Raw genomic sequence first — 10,817 nt, 5'->3', positions numbered from 1 at the left:
CAACCCTGAACTCGACTGGCTCGGCGATGTCGGGCACTCCGTGGGGGGCAAGCTTTCCAAGGTCCGTCGCCTGGGCGGTGAGTACGAGGTAATCGCCGTCCACCGCGACGCGGACCAGATGGGGCGGGAGGCGCGACTGGAAGAGATCCGCTCTGCGGTGCAAAAACACATGCCCGAGTGTGTTCATGTACCGGTCATTCCCGTGCGCATGACTGAGGCTTGGCTGCTCGTGGACGAGTCCGCCATCCGCAGGGTGGCGACCAACCCCAATGGGACACGCAGGTTGGAGCTGCCACCCTTGCGTCGGGTCGAGGCGCTCTCCGATCCGAAGGCGAAGCTCAAGCAGGTCCTTGCCGATGCATCCGAGCTGTCCGGACGGCGACTACAGCAGTTCAACCGCCGATTCTCGGAGAACCGCCGCCAGCTACTGCAACGTCTGGACCCCGAGGGGCCGGTCTCCCGCCTCCCCTCCTGGCAGTCGTTCGTACACGACCTGAAAGACGCACTCGACCGACTCGACTACTGAGCCCCGTTGTTCGCGCAGTCCCTGAGCCGTGAGCCGACCCCCATCTCTGGACGGGGGACCGGAAGAGGCGTTCCGGTTGACGTCGTGGGGCCGGACGGTGCTCGTCGACAGTGAGGCGGTTCGGTCACCTGGTCGGCACGCGTCTTCGGTGGCGTGGCCTCATCCTTGTCCCATGAACGGCCTCATCCTTGAACAGGCAGAGGGCTGGCGTGCTTCAGAAGCGGCGCATCCTTGTGTTGAGCGATCCCGTCGTGCGTCCGTGCGTCACACGTGCGTCAGAGCGTGCGTTCATGGGCGAACATCCGCGAACACAGACGAACGAAAACCCTAGGTCAGAGAATGTGTGCGTCGCTCTGACCTGGAGTTAGTGAGTGCCTGATAAGGATGAGGCCCCAGGGGTAAGTCCTGGTACGCCCACCCGCAAAGACCGGTAGATCGAACCGCAGGGCTCCCGGGTGGATGGCGATTCCCTGGGGAGCCACGATGGCGGTCACCCCGAGCACGGCGCCGATCTTGAACACGTTGCTGCCCACGATATTGCCCACGGCCAGTCCCGGGTGCCCGGAGAACGCGGCGTCGGCACTGGCCGCCAGCTCCAGCGCCGACGTGGTGAACGACACCACGGTCAGGCCCACGGCCAGCGATGACATCCCCTGCGTCCGCGCCAGCGACCCGGCGCCCCGGACGAGGGACTCACCCCCGGCCACCAACAGGACGAACCCCAGGACGAACCCCGCCACTAGGGCGGGCACCACCAATGCGCTCACTCGAACCCTTCGGCCATCCCCCGGTGCCGTTCCCGGCACACCCGTTCGCCACGAGGCTCGCCTGCAGGTTACTCGGTGGTTCTCAGACCGGTCGGGTGCCTCTCTACGGCCATGATCCACGCACCCCCTAGCCCAGCAGGTCGAGCGCGGCCGGATGCAGGTCCGGATCGCCCACCGCGACCATGCGGTCCTGTGAAGCGAAGGTGATCCCGGCCCCCGACCACTCCGTCATTATTCCGCCCGCGCCGCTGATCACGGCGGCCGGCGCGAAGACGTCGTAGGGCTTCAACCCGCTGTCCACTGCGAGATCCGTACTGCCCGCGGCGAGAAGCCCGAAGGCCAAGGAGCTCGCGCCGTACAGGGTGTACCGCACTTCCTTGCGCACCCGGTCGAGGCGCGGGCGGTCCTCGTCCCGGAAGAAGTCCGGGCTGGAGCACGTGGTCAGCGCCCCGGCGAGCGCCGAGCAGCGGCGTGTCCGCACGCGCGCCCCGTTCCGTTCGGCGAACAGCCCCTCCATCCCGACCCAGCGGTCCCCCGCCGCCGGGTAGTCGAGGACCCCGATCCAGGGCCGTCCGCCCAGGGCGGCCCCGATCAACGTCCCGTAGACGGGGATCCCGGCGATGAACGGCGCCGTACCGTCCACCGGGTCGAGGACCCACACCACCTCCGCGTCCAGGCGCTCGGGGCCGTATTCCTCGCCGAGGATCCCGTGGTCGGGGTACGTCTCGCCGATCATCCGCCGCATGCGGGCTTCGATCGCGCGGTCGGTGCCGGTCACGAAACTGCCGTCGGCCTTGGTGTCGACCCGGATCCCCTCGGCCCGGGCGCGCAGGAGCCCGGCGCGGCCCACGTCCGCGAGCCGCTGGGCGAAGAGAAGGATTTCATCTGCATCAATGGCGGTCATCGTCCTCATTCGATTCAATCGTGCGTCCGCACACCGCAGGGTGAGGAACATGTATCGGATCAGCGAGGAGAGTGGTGCCGAATGGACTTCCGTGCCGGATGTCCGGGCACGCCGCAGGGGCATCTCCCGCGCTCAGGCGGCTCACGCGGCACATTCGGGTGAATGCGGCCGCCGGTTCACATCGGGGTTCTGTGCCCGCGCCCGTGGCTGGTAAAAGATCACCGGCGGCAGATCGACTTCTGCTGCGACCGGGAAGAATGGGGAACACGTCGGCGGAAGGGGTGTCGGTCGGGTGTCCGTCGGGAGCCAAAAACGATCATGGGGGGTCGATTGACCCTCCTGTCCGGCCGGTGTTAGGCTTCGTGAGCGCAATTACTTATATCACCCATGTCCTTTTCGGTCCAATGGTGAGTCCATCGACGGGGTAATTGAATCCGGAGTGGCCATGGCCCCGGATGCGGTCGGCGGGTCGTTCCTGTGTCCTTTTCTCGCGGATCGCGCCGACCGTGACCGAGGCGGTCCAAGAGAATTGTGTGGACGCGGGGTTCGCAGTCGGCATTCTTGATCCGGTTCGAGATCATCGGCCCGGTCTGCGGTGGCGCGGGGGAGACGGCGTATGGTGAATTCATCCGATCGTGCGGAGCCGGTCGAGCCCGCCGTACTGACCCGGGCCGAGGGCGCCTCCTTTCGCCTGTTCGCCTTTCCGCACGCCGGCGGGCACCACACCGCCTTTCGCGACTGGCCCGCAGGGCTCCCCCACGACGTGGAACTCGTCTCCTACACGCTCCCCGGGCGCGGTCGGCTGCGGGACCGGTCCCCCCTCCGGGACTGGCCCTCCCTGGTGGAGGCCCTGACCGGCCTGGTCCGCCGGTACGACGACGGGGCGCCCTTCGCGTTCTTCGGCCACAGCTTCGGCGCGCTCGCGGCGTTCGAGGTGTGCCGCAGACTGGGCGAGGAGGGGGCGCGCCTCCCGTCCCTGCTGATGCTGTCCGCCCACCGCCCCCCGCACCTCCCCCCGGCCTGGGACCACCCGGAGGTCCCCGACGACCGGCTCGTGGACCGCGTCCGCCAGTGGGGCCTGGTGCCCGACGGGCTCCTGGACGACGACGGACTGCTCTCCCTGGTCCTTCCTCCGCTCCGGGCCGACCTGGCGCTCGATGGGGACTATCCGTGCCGCACCGGGGCGCGGAGCGGCCGACGGATCTCCGTGCCCTGCGTCGTCTACGGCGGCGGGCAGGACCGCACCACCCGGCCCGATGAACTGCGGGCCTGGGGCGAGCACTTCGCCGAGGAGGCGCCCTTCGAGGTGGAGATCCTCCCCGGCGGGCACTTCTATACGGTCGACTCGCGTGAGGCCCTGCTCGCCAGTGTGACCAGGAACCTCGGGCGACTGAGGGCCGCAGCCCGCCCCTCGGTCACCGTCGCCGCCCCGCGCCCGGACGCGCCGGAGGGCACCCTGTGGGAGCGGTTCACCGCGTGCGCCGAGGCGCGGCCCGACGCCGTCGCGCTGGTCGACCACCCGGGCCGGTGGACCTATCGGGAGCTGTCCGACCGGGCGACCGCGCTGGCCCGGGACCTGGCCGCCCGGGGCACCGCCAAGGGCGACCCCGTGGGCATCCTCCTCCCCGGCTCCGCCCACTACTGCGCCGCCCTGCTGGGCTGCTTCGCCCTCGGCGCCCCCGCCTGCCTGCTGGAGAGGAACTGGCCGCCCTCGCTACTGCACCGGTTCCTTGAGAGCGCGGAGGTCGCGACCGTGGTCACGACCCCCGGACTCGCCGAGAGGCTTCCCGAGTCATTCCGCACGTCCGCCCTGGTGATCGGGGACGATCGTGCGCCCTCCGGCGGTCCGTCCCGAGGCCCTCTGGCGCTTCCCCGCATCGAGCCGTCCGACACCGCGATGATCTCGATGACGAGCGGGACGTCGGGAACCCCGAAAGCCGTCCTCAATACCCATGAGGGCTGCCTTTACTGCTTCGACGCACGCTACGAGCGCTATCCCTACGGCGAGGAATCCCGCGACGGACTCAACGTCTTCTTCGCCTGGGAATGCCTCCGGCCCCTTCTGCAAGGAAAGTCGGCGGCGGTCGTCCCAGACGATTCGATCCTGGACCCGGTGCGCCTGGTGCGGACCCTTGAAGAAACCCGCACCACGAGAATCGTGATAACCCCTTCCCTGCTCGAAAGCGTCCTCGACCACCCTGCAGTGGGAGCCGACCTCGCCGCCCGCCTCGGGCACATGGAGACCGTCTTTCTGATGGGCGAGGTCGTACCCGCCCGTGTCGTGGACAAGGCGGAAGCGCTTTTCCCGCCCGGGCTGGGGCTCGTCAACGCATACAGCACGTGGGAGTGCCTCGACATCTCCTATGCCGACCTGCTGCCCCGTGGGGCGACGGCTGCCGCCGCGCGCTCCCCCGCGCCCGTCGGCCGCATCCTGGACGGCAGTTGTGCCGCCCTTCTGGACGAACAGGGGACCCCCGTCCCGCAGGGGAGCGTGGGCGAGCTGTATTTTTCCGGGCCCGGGGTCGCCGTCGGCTATCTGGCCGATCCGCAGAAGACGGCGGAACGCTTCGTCCCCTGCCCGGGCGCGCTCACCGGTACGCCCTTCGCGGACGCGACCTTCTACCGCACCGGCGACAGGGCGAGGGTCCTGCCCCAGGGGGACATCGAGGTACTGGGCCGCGTCGGCGACGTCGTGAAGATCCGCGGGTTCAAAGTCTCCCTGCACTCCGTGGAGCGCGTCCTGGAGGAGCAGCCCGGGGTGGCGCGCGCCGTCGTCCGCCCCGTCCCGGACGCGGGTACGGGGCCGCCCACCCATGTCGCGGCCTACGTCGTCGGCGACCGGGGCAAGCCCTCCGAGTCGGTGCTGGCCCGCCTCCGCCAGGCGGCCGAACGCCATCTGCCCACGCATGCCCGGCCGCGGCACTACATCGGAATGGAGGCGCTCCCCGTCAGCGGGGACGGCTCGCGCAAGCTCGACCTCAAGGCGCTCCCTGCGCCGCAGGAGCACCCCGGCGGCGGCAGCCGGGACGGCGCACCGCGGGCGGGCCTCACCACGGGTGAGCGGCGGCTCGCCGAGGCGTGGCAAGCGGTGCTCGGCGTCGGGGAGGTCGGCCCCGACGACGACTTCTTCGAGCTGGGCGGCGACTCGCTCCAGGCCGCCCGGCTGTCGGGGGTGCTCGCCGAGCGCTTCGGGATCTCCCTTCCGGTCGTCGACGTCTTCCAGGCCGGAACGCTCAGAGCGATGGCCGAATCCTGTACGGGAGGCGGGCGCGGCGACCCGGACGGCGCGCGTCGGCCTCGGCGGTCCCCTGCGGGCGATGCGCCCCGGCTGGCCGTCGTCGGGATGTCCGGCCGATTCCCCGGCGCACCGACCATCGGGGCCTTCTGGGAGAACCTCAAGGAAGGCACCGATTCGCTGACCGTCTTCTCCCGCGAGGAGCTGCGGCGCATGGGCGTGGCGGAGGAGACCCTGTCCCACCCCGACTGGGTCCCCGCCGCCCAGATGGTGGACGGCGCCGACGCCTTCGACGCGGGTTTCTGGGGGATCGGCCGACGCGAGGCCGTGCTGATGGACCCCCAGCACCGGCTGTTCGTCGAGACCGCGTGGTCCGCCCTGGAGCAGGCCGGCTACGCGCGCCGCGACAACCCCTACCGCCGCCGCACCGGCATGTTCGCCGCCTGCGGCATCGACGGCTACCTCATCCACCACCTCCAGGGCGGCGGCCTGAAGTCCCCCCTGGACCCCGGCGGGCTGTTCCTCACCGAGATCGGCAACGAGAAGGACTACATCGCCACCCGGGCCTCCTACCTGCTGGATCTGGGCGGACCGGCGGTCACGGTCACCTCCGCGTGCAGCAGCGCCCTGGTGGCCGTGGCCGAGGCGGCCCAGTCCATCGTCATGGGCCAGTGCGACATGGCGGTCGCCGGGGCCTCGGCGATCAACTTCCCCAACTTCGGCTACCGCTACGAGGACGGCCTCGTGGGCAGCGAGGACGGCCGCGTGCGCCCCTTCGACGAGGCCGCGAGCGGAACCCTGTTCGGGGACTCGGTCGGCGCCGTGGTCCTCAAGCGGCTGGACGCCGCCCTGGAAGACGGCGACCACGTGTGGGCCGTGCTCACCGGGTTCGGCGTGTCCAACGACGGCCGGAGGAAGGCCGGGTACACCGCCCCCAGCGCGCGGGCGCAGGCGCAGTGCATCTCCGACGCGATCGCCATGGCCGGGATCGGTTCGGAGAGCATCTCCTACGTCGAGTGCCACGCGACCGCGACGCATATCGGCGACGCCATCGAGATCAGCGGGCTGCGGAGCGCCTTCGACGAGCACTCCGGCGGGCACGCCGGTTCCGTTCCGGCGGGCGGATGCGCCATCGGGAGCGTCAAGGGCAACATCGGCCACGCCAACTGCGCGGCCGGGATCACCGGGTTCATCAAGACCGTCCTGTGCCTGTACCACCGCACGCTCGTGCCGACGGTCCATTTCCAAACGCTCAACCCCAAGCTGGTCGGCCTGGTCGACTCGGCGGACTCGCCCTTCTCCGTCCAGGAGACGTGCCGGGAGTGGGACGTCGCCGCTCCCGGGGTCCAGCTCCCCCGGCGAGCCGGGGTGTCGAGCTTCGGGATCGGGGGGACCAACGCCCACGTGGTCCTCGAAGAGGCCCCCGAGGCCCCGCGCGCCGGACCCGAGGACCTCAGCGGGGACCGCACCCGCTCCCTCCACCTGGTGACGGTGTCGGCCCGGAGCGCGGACGCGCTCCGCCGCAACTCCGAGGCGCTCGTGGAGCGGCTCCAGGAGCTTCCGGACGAAGAGGTCGGACCGGCCGTGCGCGCCCTCCACCTGACACGGGAGGCCCACCCGCTGCGCACCGGCGCCGTCGTCGGGGCGGACGGTTCCGGTCTCGACGGCCTCCGCGGCGCCGGGGCGCCCGCCGGACGCGAGGGCGGGAACCGGAGCGGGGGCGCATCGGTGGCGTTCTGCTTCTCCGGCCAGGGGTCGCAGGCGTCGGGGATGGCCCGCGGCCTCTACCGGGGACGCGCGGACGGCGGCCGCTTCGCCCGGCACTTCGACGCGGCGTGCGCGGCCCTGGCCCCGCACGCTCCGGAGGATCCGGCGCGGCTCGTCCTCGACGCCGACGAGGTATCGGTCATGCGGCCGCTTGCGACGCAGTGCGGGCTGTTCGCGGTGGAGTACGCCATCGCGCGGTCACTGCTGGACATCGGCGTGCGCCCTGCCGCTGTGGCGGGCCACAGCATCGGCGAGTACGCGGCGGCGGCCGTCTCGGGCCTGCTCACCCTGGAGGAGGCGGCCCTGCTCGTCGCCGTACGCGCGCGGGCCACGGAGACGCTGCTGCCCGCCGGTGGCGAGGGCGCGGGCGGCATGCTCAGCGTGGTCGGAGACCAGGAACGGCTCGCCGACTGGGTGGACGGCCGCGAGGGCCTGTGGACGGCCGCCTGGAACGCCCCGGGCCGGACGGTGCTGTCCGGCGAACGCTCGGTCCTGCGCGATGCCGGGAAGCAGCTTGAGCCGCTCGGTTTCACCTGCAGGCCGGTCCCGGTGTCCCACGCATTCCACAGCGGACTGATGGCCCCGGTCGCCGACCGGCTCACCGAGGCGGCCTCCGGCATGCACGCCCGGCAGCCGGAGATACCGACCGCCTCCAACCTCACCGGGACCTGGTTCGATGCGCGCTACCGACCCGCCGACCACTGGGGCGCGCACATGCTGGCGCCGGTCCGGTGGGACGACTGCGTCGGCGCTCTGCTCAAGTGGGAGCCGGACGTGCTCCTGGAGGTCGGCCCGGGGGGCGTCCTCACCTCCCTCGCGCGCAAGCGTCTGAAGGGCGCGGGCGCAAGCGGCCCCGCCCCGCTCGCCTGCATGCCCGGGGCCGGGGATCCCGAGCGCGACGACGAGGAGGACTTCCTCCGGGCGTTGGGAGCCCTCTGGTGCCGCGGTGTCGACCTGGACTTCGCGGCGTTCCACGAGGGCGAGGAGACCGCGCCCCGGCGTCCGCGGCCCCTGCTGCCCACCTACAGCTTCGACCGGACCGGCTATTGGACGCGGCCGGAAGCCTCCGCCTACATCGAGGCCGGACACGGGCGGCCCGAGCACGGCGCCGCGGCCGGTGCGCCGAGTACGCCGGAGGCGCAGGGCGCGGCGGGTGCCGGGCCGCGGCGGCTCATCCGGTTCGAGGCCCGACCCGAATCGGCGGTGCGCCTCTACTGCTTCCCGTACGCGGGGGGCGGCTCCGCCGCCTTCCGCGACTGGGCCCGGACGGCGCCGGACTGGCTGGACGTCGTCGCGGTAGAGCCCGCCGGGCGGGCGGACCGCCCGGCCTCCGAGCCGCCGTGCGATGACGTGCGGTACCTCCGCGAGGTCGCCGAGGAGGTGCGGGCGGACGCGGGAACGGATCCCGTGGTGTTCTGCGGCCTCAGCTCGGGGGCCGCGGCCGCCGTGGACCTCCTCGGCGGCCCTCTCGCCGACTGGGCGCACGGCGGGCGCCTCGCCGCGCTGTGCGCCGTCGGACGCTCGCCGGTCACGCCTGGGGCCGCGGCACCGGAGTGCCCGCCCGACTCCTACCTGATGGTCCCCGAGGAGGTCCGCGACGACGCCGAGTGGCGACGGTCCGCGCTCCCCGTGCTGATGGCCGACCTTGAGGCCGACCGCCGCGCCGAGGACCGGATCGCCGAGCGCATGCGGCGCGGTCCCACTGCCCTGCTCGACTGCCCGATACAGGTCCACTGCGGCACAGAGGACCCCTCGTTCCCCGCTGCCAGTGCGGGTGAGTGGGCGCGGGTGTCGGGCAACCCGCTGACGGAGGTCCGCCTCCACGAGGGCGGGCACGACTTCATGCTGGTCCACCGCAGGCGCATCCTGGACCAGGTCGCCGCCCTCCTGGAACGGCTCCTCCCGGACGCCGCCGCTGACGCGGGGGCGGCGGAACGCGTCCTCCATGAGGTCCGTTGGACGCCCCCGGGGGCGGGTTCGGACTCTCCCCGGACCGGGGGGCGCGGTGCCCCGGAATCCGGCGCCCCGGCACGCGTCCCGCAGGACGCGGGCGGCGGCCGCGCCAACGGGTCCGCCCGTCCTCAGTCGGCGACCGCCGCGGCGCCCCGCCCCGCCCCCGTCGACCTCGCGCACGTGGGGGCCGCGGAAGCCGCGCGTCTCCTGGCGGACGCCCTGAACGGCGAAGACGCGGTGGCCGCCCTCTGGTGCCGGACGGTCGAGGACGCGGACCCGGAGCGCCTCTGCGCCGACTTCCTCCTCCTCTTGCGCTCCCTCGCCGTCTCCGAAGCCCGTGGGCGCCTCATCCTCGTGCTCCCCGCGTGCGGAGCCGGAGGGCTGGTGGCGGGCCTGACCCGGTCCGTGGAGCTGGAGGAACCGGGCCTCACGGTGCAGCGCCTCTACCTCGACGCGCGTTCCGGGGACGACGTCGGCCCGGACGGGATCGCCGGGCTCCTGGACCGGGCGCTCGCCCTGCCCGGTGAGCCGGACCTGCTCCACCGCGGCGGTGCGCTGCTCGCCGGAAGGCTCCTCCCGTCCCGTCTCCCGGCGCTGCCCGTCGGCACTCTCGGCACCGTCCACGGCTCCTACCTGGTCACGGGCGGCACCGGGGGGATCGGCAGGGCCGTCACCGATTGGCTGATCGGCGCGCAGGGGGTCCCCCCGGAGCGGGTGGTGGTCACCGGGCGGTCCGAGCCCGGCGATCTGCGGCCGGGCGTTCGCTTCCTGCCGGCCGATCTGTCGGGCCGTGGGCCCGACCCGGACACGATCGCGGCCCGGACCGGCCCGCTGGCGGGCGTCCTGCACCTTGCCGGGGCCCTGGACGACGGGGTGCTGCGGAACCTGGACGTCGCCCGCCTGCCGCGGGTCCTGGCCCCCAAGCTGGCCCTCCGGCGGCTCACCCGGGTGGCGCGCGCGGCCGGGGCCCCCTGGATCGTGGCCTTCTCCTCCACGAGCGCACTGCTGGGATCGCCCGGCCAGGCCAACTACGCGGCCGCCAACGGATGGATGGACGCCTATGCGGCCTGGGAGGGCGGGCCCGGCGGGCCGGACGTCCTCGCGGTGGACTGGGGCACCTGGGGCGGGACCGGGATGGCCGCGCGCACCGGCGAGGCCCGGAACGCGGCGCGGGGTGCGGGGGAGACTCCGCTGAGCGCGGCCACCGCCCTGAGCATGCTCGGCCGGATCGTGGGAGCCGCGCTCGCAGGCGGCGCCGACGGGCGGAACCACGCGGTCTGCGACGTCGACTGGGCACACAGCCCGTGGGCGGGGGCACCGCTCCTCTCCGCCGTGAGCCCTCCCTCCCCGGCCCCTCGAAGGACCGACAGGGCCGAGGCCGGTACCGCGCTCCCGTCGCCGAGCCCCGCGAGCGGCGGCGGGACCCCCGGCGGCGGACCCCCGGGCGACGGAACCGCCGACGACGGACTCCGCGCCGTGCTCGGCGACTACGTGCACCAGTGGGACGAATCAGAACCCCTCGCCGACCTGGGCCTGGACTCGCTCGACTTCGTACGGATGAGGGCCGACCTGGCGCGGCGCCTCGGTAAGGAGGTCCCCTTGGAGGTCATCGCCGACCCCGGCCAGACCCTGGGCGGGCTCTACTCGGCCTTGGCGGACTACTGA

At 72.6% G+C, this 10,817-nt stretch carries 4 protein-coding genes; 2 read left to right on the top strand and 2 right to left on the bottom strand.

Annotation, left to right across the window (positions count from 1 at the left end; genetic code table 11):
* The coding region (locus D476_RS0115820) for a DUF4276 family protein (RefSeq protein ID WP_017624917.1) at positions 1 to 526 on the top strand (526 nt) is incomplete at its 5' end.
* Between the two features lie 332 nt (positions 527 to 858).
* Here D476_RS0115820 and D476_RS0115815 read toward each other — a convergent pair.
* The gene (locus D476_RS0115815; protein ID WP_017624916.1) at positions 859 to 1,293 is read right to left on the bottom strand and encodes a sodium:calcium antiporter; all 435 of its coding nucleotides are present in this window, start codon (positions 1,291 to 1,293) and stop codon (positions 859 to 861) included.
* Positions 1,294 to 1,420: 127 nt separating this feature from the next.
* On the bottom strand, positions 1,421 to 2,197 hold the full coding sequence (locus tag D476_RS0115810; protein ID WP_152529371.1) for an inositol monophosphatase family protein: 777 nt from the start codon (positions 2,195 to 2,197) through the stop codon (positions 1,421 to 1,423).
* 616 nt (positions 2,198 to 2,813) lie between these two features.
* On the opposite strand from D476_RS0115810, the gene D476_RS0115805 reads away from it, so the two are divergent.
* Entirely contained in the window at positions 2,814 to 10,817 is an 8,004-nt protein-coding gene (locus D476_RS0115805; protein ID WP_040726469.1) for a type I polyketide synthase, read from the top strand.

Source organism: Nocardiopsis chromatogenes YIM 90109 (genome assembly GCF_000341185.1).
In the GTDB taxonomy this organism is placed as follows: Bacteria; Actinomycetota; Actinomycetes; order Streptosporangiales; family Streptosporangiaceae; genus Nocardiopsis_A; species Nocardiopsis_A chromatogenes.
Note: the sequence above shows the minus strand (reverse complement) of the source record. Positions and strands in the feature narration are given on the sequence as shown.